The sequence below is a fragment of the Myroides phaeus genome, assembly GCF_009799805.1.
Lineage (GTDB): Bacteria > Bacteroidota > Bacteroidia > Flavobacteriales > Flavobacteriaceae > Flavobacterium > Flavobacterium phaeum_A.
Genome location: NZ_CP047050.1, coordinates 3,085,031 through 3,107,673, shown reverse-complemented (window position 1 = coordinate 3,107,673; position 22,643 = coordinate 3,085,031). Strand labels below are relative to the sequence as shown.

General features: G+C 37.1%; 24 protein-coding genes. 12 read left to right on the top strand and 12 right to left on the bottom strand.

Features of this window, described 5'->3' with window-relative positions:
- The first annotated feature begins 189 nt into the window (after nt 1-189).
- The 3 genes from GQS07_RS13655 to GQS07_RS13645 all read left to right on the top strand — a co-directional run bounded on the left by GQS07_RS13655 (nt 190) and on the right by GQS07_RS13645 (nt 1,876).
- Nucleotides 190-597, top strand: a complete 408-nt coding sequence (locus tag GQS07_RS13655) for an acyl-CoA thioesterase (RefSeq protein ID WP_158211299.1) — start codon at nt 190-192, stop codon at nt 595-597.
- 71 nt (nt 598-668) lie between these two features.
- Nucleotides 669-1,403, top strand: a complete 735-nt coding sequence (locus tag GQS07_RS13650; protein ID WP_158211298.1) for a hypothetical protein — start codon at nt 669-671, stop codon at nt 1,401-1,403.
- A gap of 257 nt (nt 1,404-1,660) precedes the next feature.
- On the top strand, nt 1,661-1,876 hold the full coding sequence (locus GQS07_RS13645) for a DUF6140 family protein (RefSeq protein ID WP_158211297.1): 216 nt from the start codon (nt 1,661-1,663) through the stop codon (nt 1,874-1,876).
- Between the two features lie 72 nt (nt 1,877-1,948).
- Here GQS07_RS13645 and GQS07_RS13640 read toward each other — a convergent pair whose 3' ends face one another.
- On the bottom strand, nt 1,949-2,575 hold the full coding sequence (locus GQS07_RS13640; RefSeq protein ID WP_158211296.1) for an IMPACT family protein: 627 nt from the start codon (nt 2,573-2,575) through the stop codon (nt 1,949-1,951).
- A 2-nt stretch (nt 2,576-2,577) separates the two neighbouring features.
- Nucleotides 2,578-3,645: a bifunctional diaminohydroxyphosphoribosylaminopyrimidine deaminase/5-amino-6-(5-phosphoribosylamino)uracil reductase RibD gene (gene ribD, locus GQS07_RS13635; protein ID WP_158211295.1), complete on the bottom strand. Its 1,068-nt coding sequence runs from the start codon at nt 3,643-3,645 to the stop codon at nt 2,578-2,580.
- Between the two features lie 44 nt (nt 3,646-3,689).
- Between ribD and prmC the strand changes: the two genes are divergently transcribed.
- Both prmC and GQS07_RS13625 read left to right on the top strand, forming a co-directional pair.
- Complete coding sequence (gene prmC / locus GQS07_RS13630) at nt 3,690-4,535, top strand: peptide chain release factor N(5)-glutamine methyltransferase (protein WP_158211294.1); 846 nt, start codon at nt 3,690-3,692, stop codon at nt 4,533-4,535.
- A gap of 125 nt (nt 4,536-4,660) precedes the next feature.
- Nucleotides 4,661-5,149, top strand: coding sequence for a hypothetical protein (locus tag GQS07_RS13625; RefSeq protein WP_158211293.1), 489 nt, complete (start codon nt 4,661-4,663; stop codon nt 5,147-5,149).
- Between the two features lie 120 nt (nt 5,150-5,269).
- Here the strand turns inward: GQS07_RS13625 and GQS07_RS13620 are convergent, their stop codons facing one another.
- The 3 genes from GQS07_RS13620 to GQS07_RS13865 all read right to left on the bottom strand — a co-directional run bounded on the left by GQS07_RS13620 (nt 5,270) and on the right by GQS07_RS13865 (nt 11,207).
- Nucleotides 5,270-6,481 carry an efflux RND transporter periplasmic adaptor subunit gene (locus GQS07_RS13620; protein WP_158211292.1) on the bottom strand — a complete coding sequence of 404 codons (1,212 nt, stop codon included), beginning with the start codon at nt 6,479-6,481 and terminating at the stop codon, nt 5,270-5,272.
- Nucleotides 6,482-6,493: 12 nt separating this feature from the next.
- Nucleotides 6,494-10,843 (bottom strand): CusA/CzcA family heavy metal efflux RND transporter, encoded by a 4,350-nt coding sequence (locus GQS07_RS13615; RefSeq protein WP_158211291.1) that lies wholly within the window; start codon nt 10,841-10,843, stop codon nt 6,494-6,496.
- An 82-nt stretch (nt 10,844-10,925) separates the two neighbouring features.
- Nucleotides 10,926-11,207: a hypothetical protein gene (locus tag GQS07_RS13865; protein WP_410505319.1), complete on the bottom strand. Its 282-nt coding sequence runs from the start codon at nt 11,205-11,207 to the stop codon at nt 10,926-10,928.
- A gap of 289 nt (nt 11,208-11,496) precedes the next feature.
- Here GQS07_RS13865 and GQS07_RS13610 point away from each other — a divergent pair, with 289 nt between their 5' ends.
- Both GQS07_RS13610 and GQS07_RS13605 read left to right on the top strand, forming a co-directional pair.
- Nucleotides 11,497-12,897, top strand: coding sequence for an NAD-dependent succinate-semialdehyde dehydrogenase (locus tag GQS07_RS13610; protein WP_158211290.1), 1,401 nt, complete (start codon nt 11,497-11,499; stop codon nt 12,895-12,897).
- 228 nt (nt 12,898-13,125) lie between these two features.
- The gene (locus GQS07_RS13605; RefSeq protein WP_158211289.1) at nt 13,126-13,686 is read left to right on the top strand and encodes a Crp/Fnr family transcriptional regulator; all 561 of its coding nucleotides are present in this window, start codon (nt 13,126-13,128) and stop codon (nt 13,684-13,686) included.
- Nucleotides 13,687-13,873: 187 nt separating this feature from the next.
- Here the strand turns inward: GQS07_RS13605 and tpiA are convergent, their stop codons facing one another.
- Genes tpiA through GQS07_RS13580 form a run of 5 tightly spaced genes read right to left on the bottom strand, consistent with a single transcriptional unit; the run spans nt 13,874 to nt 17,998 of the window.
- Nucleotides 13,874-14,629: a triose-phosphate isomerase gene (tpiA, locus tag GQS07_RS13600; protein WP_158211288.1), complete on the bottom strand. Its 756-nt coding sequence runs from the start codon at nt 14,627-14,629 to the stop codon at nt 13,874-13,876.
- Nucleotide 14,630: 1 nt separating this feature from the next.
- Entirely contained in the window at nt 14,631-15,212 is a 582-nt protein-coding gene (locus GQS07_RS13595) for a TlpA family protein disulfide reductase (RefSeq protein ID WP_158211287.1), read from the bottom strand.
- Between the two features lie 23 nt (nt 15,213-15,235).
- Nucleotides 15,236-16,312, bottom strand: coding sequence for an ABC transporter permease (locus tag GQS07_RS13590; RefSeq protein ID WP_158211286.1), 1,077 nt, complete (start codon nt 16,310-16,312; stop codon nt 15,236-15,238).
- Nucleotides 16,313-16,324: 12 nt separating this feature from the next.
- Nucleotides 16,325-17,425 carry a BT_3928 family protein gene (locus GQS07_RS13585; protein ID WP_158211285.1) on the bottom strand — a complete coding sequence of 367 codons (1,101 nt, stop codon included), beginning with the start codon at nt 17,423-17,425 and terminating at the stop codon, nt 16,325-16,327.
- A gap of 27 nt (nt 17,426-17,452) precedes the next feature.
- On the bottom strand, nt 17,453-17,998 hold the full coding sequence (locus tag GQS07_RS13580) for a DUF1599 domain-containing protein (protein WP_090409586.1): 546 nt from the start codon (nt 17,996-17,998) through the stop codon (nt 17,453-17,455).
- A 124-nt stretch (nt 17,999-18,122) separates the two neighbouring features.
- Here GQS07_RS13580 and folP point away from each other — a divergent pair, with 124 nt between their 5' ends.
- Together folP and GQS07_RS13570 are read left to right on the top strand one after the other, a co-directional pair.
- Nucleotides 18,123-18,947, top strand: a complete 825-nt coding sequence (gene folP, locus GQS07_RS13575) for a dihydropteroate synthase (RefSeq protein WP_158211284.1) — start codon at nt 18,123-18,125, stop codon at nt 18,945-18,947.
- On the top strand, nt 18,944-19,552 hold the full coding sequence (locus GQS07_RS13570; RefSeq protein ID WP_090409584.1) for a hypothetical protein: 609 nt from the start codon (nt 18,944-18,946) through the stop codon (nt 19,550-19,552). Before folP ends, GQS07_RS13570 begins: the two co-directional genes overlap by 4 nt.
- A 34-nt stretch (nt 19,553-19,586) precedes the next feature.
- Here the strand turns inward: GQS07_RS13570 and rlmH are convergent, their stop codons facing one another.
- Nucleotides 19,587-20,060 (bottom strand): 23S rRNA (pseudouridine(1915)-N(3))-methyltransferase RlmH, encoded by a 474-nt coding sequence (gene rlmH / locus GQS07_RS13565; protein WP_158211283.1) that lies wholly within the window; start codon nt 20,058-20,060, stop codon nt 19,587-19,589.
- Nucleotides 20,061-20,225: 165 nt separating this feature from the next.
- Between rlmH and GQS07_RS13560 the strand changes: the two genes are divergently transcribed.
- Both GQS07_RS13560 and GQS07_RS13555 read left to right on the top strand, forming a co-directional pair.
- On the top strand, nt 20,226-20,543 hold the full coding sequence (locus tag GQS07_RS13560; protein WP_158211282.1) for a rhodanese-like domain-containing protein: 318 nt from the start codon (nt 20,226-20,228) through the stop codon (nt 20,541-20,543).
- 3 nt (nt 20,544-20,546) lie between these two features.
- Entirely contained in the window at nt 20,547-21,161 is a 615-nt protein-coding gene (locus GQS07_RS13555) for a class I SAM-dependent methyltransferase (protein ID WP_158211281.1), read from the top strand.
- A gap of 71 nt (nt 21,162-21,232) precedes the next feature.
- On the opposite strand, the gene GQS07_RS13550 is transcribed toward GQS07_RS13555, so the two are convergent.
- Entirely contained in the window at nt 21,233-21,529 is a 297-nt protein-coding gene (locus tag GQS07_RS13550) for a DUF6804 family protein (RefSeq protein ID WP_158211280.1), read from the bottom strand.
- Nucleotides 21,530-21,722: 193 nt separating this feature from the next.
- Between GQS07_RS13550 and GQS07_RS13545 the strand changes: the two genes are divergently transcribed.
- Complete coding sequence (locus GQS07_RS13545) at nt 21,723-22,124, top strand: DUF2262 domain-containing protein (protein WP_158211279.1); 402 nt, start codon at nt 21,723-21,725, stop codon at nt 22,122-22,124.
- The last annotated feature ends 519 nt before the right edge of the window (nt 22,125-22,643 follow it).

The window sequence follows — 22,643 nt, the reverse complement described above, 5'->3', positions numbered from 1 at the left end:
TTTAGGTTAGAATTATAAAAACAGTTACTACTTTTGGGTAAATTTCCAGGGGGTGAAAATTACCTTTGTTTGCGAGCACAAATATGTGAACAAATTTTGGGATAAAAAAACTTTATAGGCATTGTATAAAACAAATTAATTTGGTAAGTACTATAAAAAAAAGAAGAAACAAATATAATTAAAAGGAATATGAAATATTTTGATTGTAACGTCAGAGTGCGTTATGCAGAGACAGATCAAATGGGGGTTGTTTATCACGGTAATTATGCGCAATACCTTGAAATTGGGAGGGTTGAGTGGTTGAGGAACCTTGGGGTATCATATAAGAAGATGGAGGAAATGGGGGTGATGTTGCCCGTTGTCTCTTTGACAATGAACTATAAAAAATCAGCAAAATACGATGAGATTTTGACCATCAGAACTGTCTTTAAAAAGCTGAGTTCCGTGAAGATAGAATTCGATTATGAACTGTATAATGAAGCGGGTGAATTGTTAACAACTGGTAATTCTGTATTGGTGTTTATTGATATGAAAACGGGTCGTCCAATCGCTGCTCCAAAATATGTTGTTGAAAAGATTTCTGCAATAGAAAATTAGTATAAAAAAGACTTTTTGTAATTAATGGTTTTACTAAAAACAAATAATTATATTTACATAAAACAAATATTATGAAATCAGCTTATTGGCTAATGGGTATCGGATGTCTATTTTCTATGAGTGTTTTTGCCCAAGAAACGAAGATTATTGACGGACGTGCTCGTATGTATGACGGTAAAATAGTACCTGCTACTATTGTTAATAAAAATAGTAATGAAGAAACTAAACTTGATGGTCGTGGTTATTTTATGATCAATACGCAAGTTGGTGATACAATTCAGTTCACTAATAAAAGAATTTCTCCTGTGGATTATGTGATGACAGCAGAGGATTTTAAATTAGGTAGAGTGAATGTTGTGTTCACTAAGCCAGGTCAAACGTTAGAGGAGGTTGTTATTTTACACAAGAATTTCGATGATGATTTGTTTGAAGTAGGAAATAAGAAGAAGTTGACTCCTGCTGAAAGAAGATATAAAAAGAACAATACTGTGTTTGCTTCTACGGCAAATTATGGAATGGGTATTAGTTTAGATGCGTTAGCTAATTTGATTTCAGGAAGAAAGAAAAAGGATAAGACAGCGATTTTATACGAAAGATTAGATATCCGTATTCAAGAGTTTGTTGAGGAATACCCTAAAAGTGATTTGTTAGAGGATATGAAAATTCCTAAGGATAGAGTAGATGCTTTCTTATACTATGTGGTTGCACAACCAGAGTATGGTAAGGTGAAAGTAGAAAGAACTGAAGAGTATCAGTTGTATTTAGCAAAACAGTATGCTGACTTTGTAGGTTTCTTAGGATTGTAAGTTTACATAACAGAATATAGTTTTAAAAGAGGTTGATATCGCATTTTGTGGTATCAACCTCTTTTTTTGTGCTTTTTTGAGAATGTAGTTTATAATAAACGTGGGAGTTATTTTTAGAGATAATGCCTTTGTAAAATTGGGTGAACACTATGTTTTTTTGAGTGAATTTTTTTTCACTAAAAAAAACATAGTGTTCACCCTTTTTTTGTTTTGAATGGTTGAAAATGTTGTTACGTTTAATTAGAAAATGAAGAATTATGGCAAGATATAGAGCTACGGTACTTCGTACACATAAAGAAGGTGAAATGTACATTGAGAAAGGGATGAGTGTTGAATTCGTATCTTTTACTCCCCCGTGGATGGTAGAACAAGGTAAACCAATACAAGAAGCTTTTTTAAGAGTATACGGTGTAGACTTGAAAAAAGGTTTTGCTTGTAGTCCTGGTTTTATAGAAGTAATAGAAATAAAATAGACTTGCGTGTTTTGACTTAAATTACAAGTATAACAATCCACAAAAAAAGAGCGACAATCGCTCTTTTATATTTTAATAATCTTCTGCATCAGCTTCAATCACTTTGACTTCATAAAAAGGTACAAACGCCTCTAAAGCCTGGGGGTATTCACTTTTGCGGATAGATAACTCTATTTCACAACTCATCTCCATTGTTTGGTCTAAGATGTTTAAGTTCTTTTCCTTTATCACGCGCATCACATTATTCATGTCTTTGTATTCAAAGCGAACCTTAAACTTCTTGTCAATGGTTTTTTCAATGATGTCAGCTTCTTCCATTGCCATTTGAGCTGTTGCTCGATAAGCAGTGATAAGTCCACCCACACCTAATTTAACCCCTCCAAAATAACGGACAACAACAATCAGTATATCTGTAACTTCAAATGACTGTATCTGCCCATAAATAGGAGCACCAGCAGTATTACTTGGTTCCCCATCATCATTGGCGCGGTAGTATATTTGTTCTGCTCCCAACTGAAAGGCGTAGCACCAATGGCGTGCGTTGTAATGTACTTTTTTGATGCCTTCTAAGATTTCCTTTACTTCCTCCTCTTTCTGAATCGGAAAGGCGTATCCAAAGAATTTACTATTCTTCTCTTTATACAAGACCTCTTCCGTTGGTCGGCTTATTGTTTTATATGAATCTATTTCTTCACTCATGTTTACGGGAATACAATTCGTAGTGTATCGTTTAAAATAAGGTGTTTTTCTTCTGTGTCAAATTTACTTATCACAGGGGCTTTCAACCCATCGTGTAAATTGGTTTCGCCTACAAATATACGCGCTTCATCCCAAAGATTGTGGTCAATGAAACTTTGCAATGTCTGACGACCTCCTTCTACAACTAACGACAAGATGTTATGTCGGTACAGAATTGCACATACTTGAGGTAGCAAATCTTGGTCAAAGTCGGCATACTCATAAATGACGTTCTCCGTTGTAACCAAGGCTTCATTAGCAGTGATGCATATCGTTTTAGCCTCTCCATTTTGAAGAGCAAAGCTGTTGTCCACTTTACCCGTTCTATCCAAATACACACGCACAGGGTTGTTGCCATACCAATCTCTTGTAGTTAAAGACGGGTTGTCGTCAAGTACGGTTTGCGTACCCACTAAAAACGCCATTTCTTCACTGCGATATTGGTGTACGGTTTGTTTAGAATACGTATTTGATATCCAAAAAGGACGTTGGTTATCCCTTGTCAATGGCGCCAAATAATGGTCTGGTGTTTCTGCCCATTTCAAGATGATATAAGGGCGTTGTTTTTGGTGAAACGTAAAAAAGCGTTTATTGCTCTCTTGACATTCCTTTTCTAACACACCAACGACAACGTCAATACCTGCTTCGCGCATTTTCTGAATACCACGACCGCATACTTTTGCAAATGGATCTACAGTACCAATCACCACTCTCGGAATTTGCTTTGCGATGACTAAATCACAACAAGGCGGTGTTTTTCCAAAGTGACTACACGGTTCTAAGCTCACGTAAAGCGTACTTTCTTTAAGTAGTTCCTGATTTTTAACGGATGCAATTGCGTTGGGTTCTGCGTGCGGTCCACCATAAGCAGAAGTAAATCCCTCGCCTATGATTTTATCGTTGTACACCACAACAGCTCCTACTGAGGGGTTTGGCATCGCTGCAAAGGTCCCTTGTTTAGCTAATTGTAGGCAACGAGAAATATATAATTCGTGTTTTTCCAAAATTGATAAAACTGTATCTTTGAACAAATTTAAGCTTTTTAGCTAAAACTCATTAATTTTAGTGTACAACTATGCAAATCAAGTCTTATCAAAACCGCTTTAAGGAAGTACTTTCGCCTTTATATGATGAAATGGAAGCAGAGCAATTGTTTTTAATTGCCTTAGAAGAAATAGAAGGGAAGTCGCGTATTGACTTGGTTATGAATCCCGATTTACAAACGGATAAGCTGACTACTTGGGATGAGGTGTTGGCCGACTTACAACAAGAAAAGCCGATTCAGTATATTTTTGGTCGTGCATATTTTTACGGATTAACGTTTAACGTGAATGAAAACACCCTAATTCCTCGCCCTGAAACGGAGGAGTTGGTAGAGTGGATAATTAATAGTGTAGACGCTGATAAGCCTATTCGCATTTTAGATATTGGTACGGGGAGTGGTTGTATTGGAATTACCTTAGCAAAGGAGTTGCCTAATGCACAGGTTACTTTGATGGATGTATCGCCTAAAGCGTTAGAAATGGCAACACACAATGCAAAGGAAAACGGTGTTGAGGTACAAGCTATTTTACAAGATGTTTTGGCATTAGAACAATTACCTGCACAGTATGACGTGATTGTGTCTAACCCTCCTTATGTTCGAAACTTAGAAAAAGTAGAGATTAAAAAGAATGTTTTAGATTACGAGCCACATTTAGCGCTATTTGTAGAAGATGACGATGCGTTGATTTTCTATCGAAAAATAGCAACTTTAGCAAATGATAATCTTCAAGAAGGGGGAATGCTTTTCTATGAAATAAATCAATACTTAGGTGCAGAAACGGTTGCGTTATTTCAATCGCTATTGTTTACAGCTATTGAATTGAGAAAAGATATGGTAGGAAACGACCGTATGATTAAAGCGATTAAAAAAACATAAGTAGTAAGGCAATAGAAAGGTATTAAAATACTTCTATATAAAGGATGAATCTTTCAAAAGCACACTATTCTACATTGTTTTTAAAAGCTGAATTTACTATCTTTAATTAAGTGAATCAGTTAAGTATGAAAACGCAATATCAGTATAACAATCGCGAGGTTGTTTTGGAAGTAAAGAAAGCATCTCTTATGGTTAGAGTGGTGCTGTATATCTTAGTATTTTTATGTGTGGCCTTGCCAATAGTCGGAATTGTAGGTGGTGTAGTGTCAGGAGGCGAGGGAATGTCTATTTTAGGCATCGTATTGTTTGCCTTTATTCTTTTTTTAGGGTATTTCGTATTTCGTTTAGCCCTATGGAATACCTATGGTAAAGAGGAGATTTCTTTCGGAAAAGAGGTTATTTATTACCAAGCTGATTACGGATGGTTTAAAGACAAGAGAAAGAAATACGACGTTGGAAAGACAGTGAAATTTGCAGCTAAACAAATGGGCTATCAAGAGGATAATAAAGGTGTATTAACGGTAGAGGTTGATATGCGACCAATTAATAGTGCAGTAAAAATGCCAATGGCAGAAGTAGAGCAGTTGATTAAAGAGTTGAAGAAATTGTATTAGTTTATAGCACAATAGAAGTGCTCTTTATAGCAGATGATGCAGCAAAGGAGTAGTTCAATAAACAAGATAAAACAAAAGCGGATGTCTATAGTAGGCATCCGCTTTTGTTGTGTATTAAGATTAGTGTTCGTGACCACCGCCACCTTCGTTTTTAATCAAGTGACTTTGTAAGTAATAAGCTCCTTTAACCACGATTTCTCCGTCTTTAGGAGGAGTACCAAGAACGGTTACTTGCGTGTATCCAAGCTCACTCACCCCTGTTTTAACTTCCACGCGTTCAAAGTGAAAGTGCTCACTTGCGGTTGTTTTCTCGTCTTCTTTTTCATTGTAAAAGATAAACTCCCTACCATCTGCTTTAACAATAGCATCACTCGGAAGTACATCAACTGTATTATGACCAGTTTGTATCAACGCATTTACATATAATCCCGTTATTAGATTATCCGGAATATTGTCAATATTCGCGTGTACAGCCACTGTTTTAGTACCAGGTTCAAACGACTTGCCAATGCTGAAAATAGTAGCCGTTACTTCTGTCTTATCGATATTCGTTAGGTTAAACGAAACCTTCTGACCGATGTGAACACTTGCCAAATCTTTTTCATACACCATCAAATCCAAGTGTATTTGGGAGTTGTCAACCAAGGTAAATAGCGATTGTCCTGCCATTACATTTGTTCCAATCTTAACCGGAATAGTAGCAATGTTTCCAGAAATTGGGGCTACTATCTTTAGAGAAGACGAACTTTGTCCGGGTATGGTATTAACCAGTTTTATGCGATTGCTAAGCGATTGGTATCTGGCGCGTTCAATGTTTAAGTCGGCTTTTGTCTTTTGATATATTTTAGCCGAGTTTACATTCTCCGCACGTAGAGTTTGTTGTCGCTGGTATTCCAATTCTAAGTACTCCAACGTATTTTTAGAAATGAGGTACTCTTCTTGTAATTGGATGAACTCCGGACTGTCGATTGATGCAATGACTTGTCCTTTTTTTACCTTATCCCCTAAGCTTACAAAGATGTTGGTAATTGTACCGCTCATAAAAGAAGACACATCTGCTTGGTTTTGCGCAGGTAATTCTGTCTTGCCATTAACGCGAATAACATCGCTTAGGTTTTTTTGTTCTATTGCCCCCAACTTGATGTTGGCAGTAGTGAATTGTGCTTTGTTTAACTCCACTTCTTTATTGCCTGCTTCGTTTTCAGTCGTAGTTTCTGTATTTGTAAGGGCAGTATCTTTAGCTTGCTTATCTGTTGTATTTTCTTCTTTGCTATTGCAGTTCCAAAATAGGAGAGAAGTAGCAATAGTTACTATGATGAATGACTTTTTCATGTCGATGTTTGTTTATTGGTTTACTAAATAATGGAGTGTGTTGTGGCTTAAATTGTACTGCAATACAGCTTCTAAATAATTGTTTTGAATCGTAAAAGCAGTTTCTGTTGATTGTATATATTCCACATAAGAAATATCTCCATTATTGTATTGCTTTCTTGCGTGGTCTTTGATGATAGCCGCATTTTTTAAAGCATTGTCTAAATAGTAATCAATCACCTTTTCTTGCGCTTTAATAATGTCTAACTGTTGCTGTACGGTTTCCTCTAATTGCTTGTGAATGTACTCTTTTTGCATGCTTACCTGTTGTACTTCATACTTCTTAGCCTTTATTTTTGAAGATTGACTGCCAAAGAAAAGGGGAATAGAAATACCTATGGAATAACTCGGAATGCGCAGGTCCTTGCCGTAATTGCCAATAAGTTGTCCGTTGCTCTCTACTGGTCCTGCTTCAGATTCAATATTGTAAGCTAAAGTAATATCAGGTAGTAGCGTAGCTTTCTCCAATTTGCGTTCTGCTTCAATAGACTCAATTTGCTTTGCTGCCAATTGCAAGGTGTTGTTCTGACTTAAATCTAAAGTAGAAAGCGGATTGTGTTTATCGTAATACAGTTCGGTTTCAGCAGGGATAAAGTCGTATGTGATATTGAGAAGTGCCTTTATTTTAGACTTTTCATTCTCAAGTACCGTTGCGTTTTGCGTGATCATCACATTGATTTCTTGTTCTTTTGCAATCGCCACATTACTCTCCATTAACGTAGTTTCTCCCGTGTCATATCTCAACTTGGCTGACTTAGAAAAATCTCTCAACAAAACCGCTTGTTCTTGTAATAACAGGTCTTTTGAAAGGGCAAACAAGATGTTTTCCCACGCTTGTTTCACGGCATATTCAGTAGCTATAACAGTACCTTGTTGTTGTAAAATAGCTGTTTCGTAATTTTTGTTTAATACTGCTTTTTTCTTACCATAGGTAAACGGACTAAAAGCTTGACTAACATTAACGCTAATGTCTTTTTGCCCTTTTCCGTTGAGGTAGCCAAAGCCTGTTGTAACCTCTGTTTTCGCTAAGTCGTAACTGGTTTTAGTCATTTGTTTCTGACTTTGAACAGACAAATCAGCGGCTTTTATACCTTGGTTGTTTTCAAGGGCAATCTCCAAAGCTTGGTTTAGAGAAAGACGTTTTACCTCTTGCGCATTTGCCCCTAATCCCACTAAAAGGAGAAGAGAACTAATGATTGCTGTGTTTGATTTCTGGCGAATACCAAACCCTTTTTCCTCGTAATAATAGATGATTGGCAAAACAATTAAGGTTAAGATAGTAGCAGAGATAAGTCCGCCTATCACAACGGTTGCTAATGGTTTTTGTACTTCTGCACCAGCACTTGTACTCAAGGCCATGGGCAAGAAACCTAAAGAAGCTACTGCCGCTGTAAGTAATACAGGGCGCAAGCGTATTTTAGTACCTTCAATTATTCTGTCGTATAAATTCATACCCTCTGCTTTTAGTTGATTAAACTGTCCGATTAAAACAATACCGTTTAAAACGGCTACTCCAAAAAGAGCAATAAATCCTACTCCCGCCGAGATGCTAAAGGGCATATCGCGCAGGTATAGTGCGGCTACTCCTCCAATAGCTGAAAGGGGAATAGCAGTGAAAATCATTAGCGACTGTTTGACTGATTTAAAGGTGAAGTACAGTAAAACAAAGATTAAAGCAAGGGCCATTGGCACAGCTACCATCAATCTGTTTTGTGCATCTACCAAGTTTTCGAATTGTCCACCATACGTAATATAGTACCCATCTGGTAAGTTTAGGTGTTGGTCTAACTTGTCTTGAATGTCGTTTACTACACTTTTTACATCTCTTTCGCGCACGTTAAATCCTAACACAATACGTCTTTTTCCGTCTTCACGACTAATTTGTTGTGGACCACCTTCGTAAGCAACAGAGGCTATTTGTCCCAGTGGAATTTGCTGTCCGTTTGGCAGGGGAATAAACATATCTCTTAGGTTTGTAATGTCTTGACGGGCATCGTGGTCTAAGCGCACTACAACGTCAAAGCGCTTTTCTCCTTCATAGACAAAACCAGCTATTTCACCTGCATATCCGGCACGGACAATCTGACTGATATCTGAGATTTTTAAACCGTATAAGGCTAATTTGTCTTTGTCGTACTTAATAGATATTTGCGGAAGTCCTGTTACTCTTTCAAGTTTCGGACTAGCCACGCCGTTTACCGTTGTTATTAATCCGTTGATTTCATCTCCTATACTGGCTAAGCGGTCTAAGTCATCGCCAAATACTTTGATGGCAACATCACTACGAACACCGGTCATTAGTTCGTTAAAGCGCATTTGAATAGGCTGTGAAAACTCAGTACTCACACCCGGAATCTCCTCTAAGGTTTCTTCCATTTTAGCAATGAGTTCTTCTTTTGTCTTTGCACTTACCCATTCTTTTTTGTCTTTTAAAACAATGATTACATCCGCAGCCTCCATTGGCATTGGGTCTGTTGGTATTTCGGCACTCCCAATTTTAGAGATAACCATCTTTACTTCCGGAAAGCGATCTCTTAATAGTTGTTCTGCCTTGGTTGTTGTTTCTATTTCTTGTGATAGGGAACTTCCAGAAGATATGATGACGTGCGTTGCTAAATCGCCTTCATCAAGGGTAGGGATAAACTCACCACCTAAGCGACTAAAGACAAATAACGCCAAGGCGAAAAGTCCGAAGGCCACCACAAGTACCAAGCGTTTTATTTTAAAAGCACCTTCTAAAAGAGGCTTGTACCAACTGTACAGTTTATCAATCAGCTTGTCGCTGAAGTTTGGCTTTTCTTTTCCTGCTGTTTTAGATAAAAACACAGAAGATATCATCGGAACATAAGTTAGCGATAAGATAAAAGCACCTAAAATAGCAAAGGCTACGGTCATTGCCATTGGTCCAAACATCTTACCTTCAATACCCGATAAGGCTAAGATAGGCAGGTAAACAATAAGAATAATGATTTCACCAAAAGAGGCACTGGTTCTTATTTTAGAGGCTGAACTAAAAACTTGTTCATCCATTTCAGATTGGGTTAGTTTGCGCTTATGACCACTGTGTAGTCGGTGTACAATGGCCTCTACAATGATAACAGCACCATCTACGATTAGTCCAAAGTCAATTGCCCCTAAACTCATCAGGTTACCACTCACGCCAAACAGGTACATCATCGAAATAGCAAATAGCAAGGCTAAGGGGATTACAGAAGCTACAATAAGTCCGGCTCTCCAATTTCCCAATAGTAAAACAAGGACAAATACCACAATCAACGCACCTTCTACAAGGTTGGTTTGAATGGTACTCACCGTTTTGTCAATCAATTTCGTTCGGTCGATAAACGGTTCGATAGCCACACCCTCAGGGAGTGTTTTCTCAATTTGTGTCATGCGCTCTTTTACCAATTGAACTACCTCTTGGGTATTGGCATCCTTTAGCATCATCACCATTCCGCTTACATCTTCGCCCTTTCCGTCTTTGGTTACAGCGCCATAGCGAATACTACTGCCGATTCTCACATCAGCCACATCGCGAATCAACACAGGGGTTCCGTTTACATTTTTGACAACGATGCGTTCAATGTCTTCCAAACTACCAATCATTCCAACACTTCGGATGAAGTAAGCATAAGGTTTCTTGTCGATATAAGCACCACCTGTATTTTCGTTGTTAGCTTCTAAGGCATCAAATATCTCGATGATAGAAGAATCCATACTTTTCAAGCGGTCTGGTTTAACGGCAACTTCATATTGCTTTAGTTGTCCGCCTAAGGTATTTACTTCAGCTACTCCTTTAACACCTACTAATTGTGGTTTGATAATCCAATCTTGTATGGTGCGCAAGTCCATACTATTGTATTGTTGCTCATAGCCCTCTTTGGCGTAAACAACATATTGGTATATCTCGCCCAACCCTGTACTCACAGGAGCAAGCTCTGGTTTTCCAACGCCTTTGGGAATTACTTCTTCCGCACTTTTTAATTTTTCTGATAGTTGTGCTCGTGCCCAATAGATGTCCGTTTTTTCTGTAAAGACAACGGTAATCACACTTAAGCCAAAGCGACTAATAGAGCGAAGTTCTGTGATATTCGGAATCGGCTTAATTGCTAATTCGATGGGATAGGTGATAAATTGTTCTACCTCTTGCGTAGCCAAAGTAGGTGAGGTAGTAATGATTTGTACTTGATTATTGGTAATATCAGGTTGTGTATCCATTGGCAAATTTACAGCAGCATACACGCCAAGTCCCACAAGGGCAAAGACGAATATTCCCACGATAAATTTGTTGCGGATACTAAAATGTATGATTTTATCTAACATTGTAGTATGGTTTAAATTAAGGTATAAAATGGCGGTATTCTACGCTTTCAAGAGGAAGAGCAAATACGCAACATAAGATTATTTATACCAGTAATTTAGGGGGCTGCCAGATAGAATAGACTAAATTATCGACCGATTTTTGGTAAATAGAATTAACTTTGGAACTGATAGGAGTTGCCTCGAAAGTCAGTATTGACGTGGGTTTGGCAACAGTTAGTGATACGGCACAACAAGAACAGGCACACAAAGGAGAACACGCATCTTGATGAGGTGTGTTGTCACTGTGTTGTTGTACGGTTGTCTGCTTAAAACCAAGTTCATTAGTAGAAACAATATGCTCATACTTATCTGCACACGGATACATACTAATCGCTATGAAGATAAGCGAGAGCAGTAGTGTTAGTATGTTATTGCATTGTTTCATAGTACAAATGTAGAATATTTGACAAAAAAAGACGACAGAAAGAAAGGGAAATTCTTGTTTTTGCAATGCTGTTGCATTGTACGTTGTTCTAAATCACAAATCTGTTGTTGTGTTAATTATCACATTTTATGGATTATACATCACTGGTGGTTATTTTTAACATTATATAGGGTATAAAGTGATTTTAGATTAATTAAATTAGTAAATACATTAAATTAAATAAATAGATATGAGTACACAGAATAAATCTAATATCAAAACAATAAATCCTACTACAGGAAAAGAAGAGAAAGTATTTGACGTAATGTCAGCTACAGAAATTGATCAAATCTTAACGAAAGCAGACGCAGCTTTTGACGGATGGAAAAGAACATCAATCAGCGAGCGTGCTAAGATTATTCACAAAGTAGCAGAAACTTTCCGCGCAAGAAAAGAAGAATTAGGTGCCTTAATTACTCGTGAAATGGGTAAATTATTAAAAGAAGGTATCGGAGAAGTATTGTTATGTGCAGACATCTTTGATTTCTACGCTACAAATGCAGCAAGCTTATTAGCAGATGAGAAAATCGAAACGCCATTTGGAGAAGCTTTCATCAGTAAAGAACCAATCGGTGTAATCTTAAGTGTACAACCTTGGAACTTCCCATTCTACCAAATTACAAGATCTGCAGGGCCAAACTTAATGGCTGGTAATACAATGGTATTAAAACACGCTTCTAATATTCCACAATGTGCTCAAATCATGGAGGACATCTTTATTGAGTGTGGATTACCAGTAAACGTATATACAAACTTATTTGTACCAGGATCACAAATCGAAAAGATTATCGCTGACCCAAGAGTAAAAGGAGTTGCTTTCACAGGAAGTGAGTTTGCAGGAGCAAGTGTAGCTGAAGCGGCAGGTAAACACATCAAAAAAACAACGTTAGAGTTGGGAGGAAGTGATGCGTTTATCGTTTTAGAAGATGCTGATGTTAAAAAATCAATCAGAGGAGCTGTAGAAGGGCGTTTATGGAATGCAGGACAAGTATGTGTATCTCCAAAACGTTTAATTGTAAACAAGAACTTAGCAGATGAATTTATCGCTGGTGTTGTTGAAGCAGTTAAAGCAGCTAAAATTGGTGATCCATTAGAAGCAGATACACAAGTTGCGCCATTGAGCAGTGAAAGAGCAAGAGAAGATGTTTTAGGACAAGTTCAGAAAGCTGTTGAACAAGGAGTTACTTTAGTTCACGGTGGTAAAAAATTAGATAGAGATGGATGGTTTATGGAACCAGCTATTTTAACAGGGATCACAAAAGAGATGGATATCTATTCTCAAGAGGTATTCGGACCTGTGTTTATGATTTATGTTGTTGAAAACGATGCTGAGGCAATTGCTTTAGCAAACGATACTCCTTACGGATTAGGAGGAAGTGTTTTCACAGAAAATAAAGAACACGGAATTGCAGTAGCGAGAGAGATTGTAACAGGAATGGTTTACATTAACCACGTTACAGGAATTGCTCCTGAGTTACCATTCGGAGGTACTAAACTTTCAGGATATGGTAGAGAGCAAGCGAAATATGGTATTCACGAATTTGTAAACGAAAAACTTATCCGTGTTACTGATATCGACAACGCGTATTAATTGTCAGTTTTATATACTACTTCTAAGAAAGTAGGATAAGAGAGGTTCTCATTGTTTTTTCAATAAGAACCTTTTTTTATAACCTATGTTAAACAACAAAATACAGTATATTCTCTTGTTTTAAAACGAAAAGGCTTCAAAATAAAAACACCTTTGATTACCAAGATGTTAAACATTATTGGTATATTAGAGTTACGAATAAAACAAGCTAATAAAAGAAAAAGTACTATGAATACACTCGTTAGGTTACTGGAACAATATGGTTACCTATCACCATTGTGTAAAGTTGCTTTAGAAGAAAATACCCAAATATTCTTTAAGCGAAAAGGAGACTTTCTACTTCAGAAAGGGCATCAATCAGATAGTTTATATGTTATTGAAGAAGGAGCTGTACGCGGTTATTATCTATACGAAGGTAGAGAAGTAGACGTTTGGTACGCTTTTGAACACAGTATTTTAGGGGCAACTTATCAGATGTATAAGAGCAAGCCTTCCTTGGAGTATGTGCAATGTATAGAAGATTGTATTGTTTACGCTATTCCTAATCAAGTACTTTTGCGTTTTTACAGAGAATATCCTGAGTTAAATATGATTGCACGTCGTTTTACAGAGGACTATTGTATGCTTTTAGAAGAACGCGCTTATCAGTTGCAGTTAATGTCACCCGTACAGCGTTACTATCGTCTGTTGCGCAAGTTGCAAGAGAATATAGAACGTATATCAGAAAAGAATATCGCCTCGTATTTAGGCATTCGGGAAGAGCAATTAAGTGAAATAAGAAGAATATAATGTAGCGCAAAAGCTATGGGCAGGAGGGAGTGAAATAAGCAGAAGTACACAATGCAAAGAGAAGGAGAGATAATTCGCTCAAGCGCTCATAAATCAGTAAGAAGATATATTACCGTTGAGGTATAAACATAAAAAAATAGGCTATCTGCAATTAGATAGCCTATTTTTTTATGATGAATAACTACAATTAGTTAGCAGCCTCAATAATAGCAATAAAATCATCTGCTACCAAAGCAGCACCACCGATAAGACCACCGTCAACATCAGCTTTAGAGAAGATTTCTTTTGCATTACTTGGTTTCACACTACCTCCGTAAAGGATAGACGTGTTTTCAGCAACGTTTTTGTCGTATTTTCTTTCAATCTCTTGACGGATGAAAGCGTGAATCTCTTGCGCTTGTTCAGGAGAAGCAGTTTCACCAGTACCAATAGCCCAAACTGGTTCGTAAGCAATTACGATATTTTTCCATTGGTCTTTAGACAAGTGGAATAACCCATCAGTTAATTGGTTAAAGATAACATTTAAGTATTGTTTGCTTTCTCTGTCTTTTAATTCCTCACCAATACAGAAAATAACACGCATATTGTGTCTTAAAGCAGTGTTTACTTTATCAGCCAATACAGCGTCAGTTTCATTGAAGTAGTGTCTTCTTTCAGAGTGTCCAATGATTACCGTTTCAACTCCAACACTCAACAACATTTGAGCAGAGATTTCTCCAGTAAAAGCACCCCCTTCAGCTTGGTGCATATTTTGAGCAGCCACTTGAATGTTAGTACCATCTAAGTGAGCTACAGCACTTGCTAAGTTAGTGAAAGTTGGAGCAACGATTACTTCAACCTCTTTTCCACTTGGAAGTTTTGTTATAAGTTCGTCTAATAGAGTGTGCGTTTCTGAATATGTTTTGTGCATTTTCCAGTTACCCGCAACGATTGTGTGTCTCATATTATTGAATTTTGTTTAGTAATTCTTTAATTTCTTCAAAGTTCTTTTCTGTTGCATTATACAAAGCGATTTTACCGTCTTTACCAACAACAATATATCTTGGGATCCAGTTTAAGTCTAACGCTTTACCGAAATCACCTTTCATACCTTTACCTTCCATTGAGAAGTAGTGTTCTCCTTCAATTTCGTGTTTTTTAATAGCCTCTTTCCAAGAGTCTTGAGTTTTATCTAACGACAAGTTTAAGAAAACCACGTTAGTAAACTCTTTTTTGATTTCTTGCATAGTCGGTACAGCCTTGATACAATCAGGACACCAAGCCGCCCATACGTCAATTAGTACAACTTTATCTTTGTACTGTGCTAATATTTGTTCTAAGTTGATGAATTTACCATCTAAGCCAACAAACTCTTGTTTTAAAGCTCTTTCAGCAAACACAGTTGTGTCTTTTGCTACTTCTTCTGTTTTTGCTGTTTCAGCTTGTTGCTCCACTTCATTTGTAATTTCTTCTGTCGTTACCGTTTTCTGATTACAAGAAGCGAATGAAATAGCCGCGAATGCTAAAGCGATTACTGTTTTTCTCATGGGGTTATTTCTATTTTAAAAAGTTAGTTTAATTTAACTCGAGGGTCTAAATACGCATAAATCAAATCTACTAAAATTGTAATGATTACAAAAGAAGTAGCAATGATTAGTACCGCCCCCATAATGACCGGAAGGTCTAATGTATTCAACGCATCTACAATTTCTTTGCCAAGGCCATTCCAACCAAAGATGTACTCCACAAATACTGCTCCTGCTAACATAGAGGCAAACCAACCTGAAAGGGCAGTTACCACTGGGTTTAAGGAGTTTTTCAACGCGTGTTTACGGATAATTTTACTCGTGCTTAATCCCTTTGCTTTGGCTGTTCGGATGTAATCTTGAGACAACACCTCTAACAGGGTATTACGCATTAATTGAATCACAACAGCAAGGGGTCTAATCCCTAATACAATAGACGGTAGAATGGCATTTTTTAAAGCTAAATGTCGGCCTATACCCAAGTCGTCAACTTCATACAAGCTCCCAGTCATCGGTAAATGGGTGTATTTGTGTAATACATAACCGAATATCCAGGCAAATAAAATAGCACTAAAAAAAGAGGGGATACTCATTCCAAACGTACTGATAATTGCAATACTCTTGTCTATCCACGTATTCTTAAACAAGGCAGATATGATTCCTAAAAACACCCCAACCACTAAGGCGATTGCGATAGCTAAAGAAGCTAATAACACCGTATTAGGCAAGGTATCTGCCAAGATGCTACTCACTTTTTTACCACTTTTCTGAAAGCTCTCTCTCAAATAAGGGGTTTTTGCCATTACAGAATAGCTCCCTGTGTTAAGCAAGGTTACTCCAGTATATTTATCATCTGTGTTAAAGCTGTAGTCATCAGCCGTATTACTGTGCACAGAAATAGGAGATAAGTCGTTTAGATACAATACATATTGTTTACTAATCGGCTGGTCAAAACCATATTTCTTTTTAATAGCCAGCAATTGTTCAGAGTTCTCATTTTGGTCAAGCATCATTCTCGCCGGATCACCTGGCAATACGTTGAACAAAAAGAACACCACTGTAACTACACCAAAAAGGGTAAAAAAAGCGTAAAGCAGTTTTTTAAGGAAATAGCTTAACAAGATTGTTTTATGTTATTTAAGGGTTACTTTTTCTCTGTCGTTCCAGTGTTTTTTCTCTACAATTACGCCATTTTCAAGGACAACGATACTTGGATTACCGCGTTCGATAGTCTTTAAAGTCGTACCATCACAAGAGTAGAAGTCAAAAGGCAAGTTGTATTTCTTTTGAACATCTTCCACCAAGTTTTGAGCAGAAGCAGACATACCCGCTACGATGTATCCGTTGACAATCGCTTTATTAGCAAAGTCCTTCATCGCCTCTAAACCTTTTTCGTCAGCGCGCGTTAAGTCATAAGCAATAATCCACACTAACTTAGGTTCAGCAAGCATTTCACCAAGGAAATCCTCACCATCTTTATCCATAGACAAGTCGTGAATAGCCGGTTGGAAACCTTCAGAAATAAGTTTGTCTTCTCTTCTGATAAACTTAGCCCCTTCAGGCAGTTTAGTTAATTCTTTATCGCTAAACTTGCGTTCCTCACCGTTTACGTCATAGTAGAATGACATCTCGTAAACCGCACGCGGTGCGTCTTCCGGAATTTCCATTCCCTTCATAATGTCAGTACCTACTTTATATGCTCTAAAGTCTTTCAAAGGCAAGTGATTTAACACCCAATACCCCATAAAACCACTCAATACCAATGAAGCGAATACAAGAGTACCATTCGTTTTACCAGGGAATAAAGGTTGTACCACCTCTCTATCTCTTAAGATGATTAAAAGCAAGACTAACAACACCACATCTTTGGTAAACGAGCCCCAAGGCGTTAGTGCAATTGCATCTCCAAAACACCCACAATCAGTTACTTTGTTGTAATAAGCAGAGTAAAAAGTTAGGAATGTAAAGAATATAATCATTAAAAAAAGCAAAGTCAAAGTCCACTTGCGCTTGTATCCTACCAATAAAGCCACCCCTAAAACCACTTCAGCAATAACCAATACAACGGCTAAAGCAACAGCATAAGGAATTAGAAAAGGTAAGTTTAAAACAGCCTCAGAGAAGTATTCTTCCAATTTGTAAGAAAACCCCATTGGGTCATTTAACTTAACTAATCCTGACAAGATGAATAAAACACCTACAAATATGCGCGATAGTTGAGCAATGATTTTCATAATTTAATGATTGTTTAAAAAACGTTATTATTGATTAGCAACGTCTAAGTGAATTAAAGCAAACACAGAATAATTAAGCATATCCTGGTAATTAGCAGCAATTCCTTCAGACACTAATGTCTTTCCTTTGTTATCTTCAATTTGTTTAACGCGCAATAATTTTTGCAAGATTAAATCCGTTAAAGAGCTCACGCGCATTTCTCTCCAAGCCTCACCATAATCGTGATTCTTGTTTTCCATTAACGCCTTTGTCTCTGCAATTTTCTCATCGTACAATTTAATTGCCTCCTCACTTGACAAGTCAGGTTGCGTTGCTACGCCTTTCTCTAAATTGATAAGTGCCATCACGCAATAGTTGATAATACCAATAAACTCTGGCATTTCACCCTCATCCACTTTGCGCACTTCATTTTCTTGAATACTTCTAATGCGTTGTGCTTTAATAAATATTTGATCCGTCAAAGAAGGTAAACGTAAAATTCGCCAAGCACATCCATAATCGTGCATTTTTTTCTGGTATAAATCCCTGCAGATGGCAATTACTTGGTCAAATTGAGTAGAAGTAGTATTCATTTGAATTATATTTGTGTAATATTTTTCCAAAAATAGTAATAATACTAACCCTTTGAAAGAGGGAAAGTGTTTTTGGAGCGTAATAATATATAAAAATACGAAAAAAAGTAAGGTATTGAGCGGAATGACAATAAATTGTAAAGGAGAATTGGTTGATTTAAGTTCTCCAAAAATAATGGGGATTCTAAACATCACTCCCAATTCTTTTTATGACGGAGGAAAGTACAAGTCCGATGCGGCATTTCTAAAACACGCAGAAGAGATGATTGCGCAAGGGGCAGACTTTATTGATGTAGGCGCTTATTCAAGTAAACCAAGTGCTGAGTTTGTCAGTGAACAAGAAGAAATACAGCGCATCGTTCCGATTGTAGCGATGTTGCAAAAGGAGTTTCCAACTACCCATTTATCCATAGACACATTCAGAGCAGCAGTAGCAAAGGCCACAGTAGAAGCAGGTGCGGCAATAGTAAATGATATTGCAGCAGGCCACTTAGACGAGGCAATGCTTGAAACAGTAGGACAGTTGCAAGTGCCTTATATTATGATGCATATGCGCGGAACCCCACAAACTATGCAATCGCTGACTGCGTATAGTGATTTGGTCAAAGAAGTAAAGCTATACTTTGCAGAACGCGTTGCTAAAGCCCGTGAACACAAGATTAACGACATCATTTTAGACCCCGGTTTTGGGTTTGCAAAAACCTTAGAGCAGAATTACGAACTAATGGGTAAGATGGAATTACTATCTTCGTTTGACCTACCGCTATTAGTAGGGATATCGAGAAAGTCAATGATTTATAAACTGTTAGACATCACAGCACAAGAGGCGTTAAACGGAACTACCGTATTAAACACCATTGCGCTACAAAAAGGAGCCAATATTTTGCGCGTTCACGATGTTAAGGAAGCAGTACAAACAAGAGAAATATTAAAACAGATAATTAAATGAAAAAGCTATTATTGCTAATTCCTGCTTTGATACTATTAGGCAGTTGCAATCGAAAAGAAATGCACATTCCTCGTGCAGGTTTTACAGTAGAAGAGGGAGTGGAAGACCATTCGCCTATTTATTTTGAAACAGGAGAAGAAGGTAAGAGCTTTGAATTAATCGAAGCCAACAGAATTAGCGGTACAAATTACATCGTTTCTGTGCAACGCGATTTGAATGTAAAAGACGTATTGACAGAGATTAAGCGCATCAAAGACCACAAGTACAACGAAGAAAACATGCACAAAGATGAAAAAGGTGTGTTTTTAAGCTATGCGGATACGGTGAGCAAACACTTGTCATTCTTTCCAATTAAGGAGTTAGACTACGGATTCGTAGGACCAACAACTATGGCAAACGTGGTGTATGTAAAAGATGCAAACACTATTTTGTTTGAAGGAAATGCAGTGTCTAAAGACCAATTAGTACAAGCAATTCAAGACCGCGACAGCGTTCAGTTAGGATTCAATAAAGACCTGACATTTGAACAATACCTACAAACGCGTATTTTCTTAGTTGAAAAAGAAGTACAAGACAAATTTGCTAAGACAGATTTAATCTACTAAAAATATAAAAGCCTGTTGAAAAACAGGCTTTTTTTTATTGATGGTGATACGGTTCATTGCGCAAAATTGTAAACCCGCGATAAATCTGTTCTATGATAAACAAGCGAATCATTTGGTGAGAAAACGTCATGCGAGAAAGCGATATCTTTCCCTTTGCATTTTTGTACACATCTTCAGAGAAACCATAAGGTCCACCAATGACAAACACCAAGGTTTTAATCCCCGCATTCATTCTTTTTTGCAATTCTTCAGAAAAGCCAACACTGCTAAATTCCTTTCCATTTTCATCCAACAAAACCAAGAAATCAGTAGGCGTTATTTTAGATAAAATAAGTTCCCCTTCCTTTTGTTTTTGTTGAGCCTCCGACATATTCTTCGAATTTTTGATATCCGGAATAACCTCCAAGTCAAACTTGACGTAAAACGACAGGCGTTTAGTGTATTCATCCATTAATGTCTGTAGCGGTTTACTATCCGTTTTTCCTATGGCAATTAACTTGATATTCATTCGTGTATTTTTTGCAAAAGTATGTTTTTTATTTTTTTCTGTAAAATGCCATTGTCTTTTTCCGCTTAAGCAGCCAAAATGCTGTGAAACTTCCATTCTGTGTAACCTAAGTTACACTCTATAGGAATAGGTGAGTGTATTTTTGCAATCTAAAATTGTAGCACAATGTTTGATTTTATTAAAAAAGTAGCAGGTTTTGGTTCAAATGACGAATTAGAACAATACATCAAAGGCGGAGCATTATTAGTAGATGTACGCACACAAGGGGAATTTAACGATGGTTCTGTAACCGGAGCAATCAATATTCCGTTAGACACTTTAGAAAGACAATTAAACAAATTGCCAAAAGACAAAGCAATTGTTGTATTCTGCCGTAGTGGAATGCGCAGTGGACAAGCAAAGCAGGTGTTAAACAACAACGGATACGAGCAAGTAATCAATGGAGGTTCTTGGCAAAATGTAGCAAAAAGCGTAAACAAATAAACGATGAGCAATTTTTGGGACAACCGATATAAAGAAGAAGTTTACGCGTATGGCACAACGCCTAATCGCTTTTTTGAACAAGCGCTAAGCGAGTTGCCACAAGTAGGCACCGTATTATTAGCCGCAGAAGGAGAAGGGCGAAACGCTGTGTTTGCAGCTCAACAAGGGTGGACTGTTTCCGCATTTGATATGAGTGTAGAAGGACAAAAGAAAGCCTTGCAGTTAGCACAAGACAGGGGAGTAGTGATTAACTACTTAGTATCTACTGTCAAAGAAATAGACCTTGACAGAAGAGAGTTTGACACACTGGGGTTAATCTTTGCCCACTTTCCAGAAGAATACAGACGCATGTACCACCGCAAATTGGCACAAGCTGTAAAAAAAGGAGGTACGCTAATCTTAGAGGGCTTTAGCAAACAGCACAAAGCCAAACAAGAGCAGAATCCCGCTGTTGGTGGCCCGGGAGAAGTAAGTATGTTATTTGACCTTGCTGAGTTAAAAGAAGACTTTCAAGACTTCACCTTTACCGTAGCCGAAGAGCAAGTAGTAACATTACAAGAAGGGCAATTTCACCTTGGCGACGCAGCCGTAATTCGTTTAATCGGCGTTAAACAATAATCCATAACTACTATTTATATAAAAATCCTTTTAGAGCGTTTTCTAAAAGGATTTTTTTTATACCCTATAATTTACTTTTTAAAGATGTTCTTCTTGTTCATCGTAAACAACAAACCTACGGCTACTACTACATCTACAATATTCCACAGCGTTCTACCCAGGGCAATTTTAAAGAACGGTTGAAATAGCAATGCCAAAGCACCAAAGAGAATCATTTCATTCTGATTATTTCTCTTGTTGGCCATAAAGGCTAAATACCCAAAACCGATGAATGCAATAAAGCGAACTAATTCAAAGAAACCATACGGCAAGGGAAGTAAGCAGAGCAACAAGATAACAGCTAAAAGTATTTTGATTGTTTTTTCCATACTATTTATTGTTTTTAGATATAGTTAAAGTACAATTTATAAAAGCAATACACAAGAGGCACATTGTAACGCTACATTGGATTTGTCGTTTTTTTTGTGAGAAAAGATAAAACTACTGTTTCTCTCTTTTGTATTAGAAGTATATTTGTATGCGTAAGAGACACAGAACGCTAATTAATAAAATAGATTATTTATGACAATTACAGCAAAGGATTTTGAAGTAGCAGATTACGATCAAGACGTATTACAAATGGACTTAGCCCACGGAGAAGAGGAGATCACCATTGCTATTCACAATATGGATGACAATTTAGACGGATTGTTAGCCGATGTAAATACGATTGTAAGCGATTTACAGGCGTTTGATCAAAGAGGGAAGAGATTAATTGTAGATGAGCTTTACGATGCTTATAACGAAGACGGATCTATTACGGATGAAGCATTTATGCAGGGGCTTAATTTAATTTCATTGTATTTCACGGGAGATACAGCGGTTGAGTTTATGTATGAAGGAGGAGATTTATTTGGCGGACATTTTTTAACGATAGAAATGGCTAACGGACAGTTTGACGATGGTGTTTGCATCGATGGTTAATTGTTAGTACATCATAAAATTACAAAAGCCTTTCAATGAAAATTGAAGGGCTTTTTTTAATTTCTTAGTAATTTATTTTTTTGAAAGGCAACAGAATATGAACAAGCGATAATGTTGTTATTCTTATTTGTGTTTTTATCGGGAACGAATACACCACTGTTTAGTACTTCTTCGGAAAATGAGGGTGTTTTGCGAAGGATTCTTGCACTATTGCAAAGCCGTTCCAAAGAAAGAAGTGAATATTATTTGTATGTTATTGATATTCAGGATTTAGGGTGTTTGTGTGTAGGTAGGCTTTTATTAGGTAGAATCACGTCTGAAATAGATAAGTATACAAAAATAAGTATGTTAAGATTGGTAATAAAAACTATGAGGTTGTTGAAAGAAAGTGATAAATAAAAATAATAGATACTATACTATACTTATAGTATTAAACTATACATAAAAACACATTTGTTTTGTTGTAGAGAAAGATTATTTGTAAAATCATTGATATGATTGATTTTGGGTACAATAGGA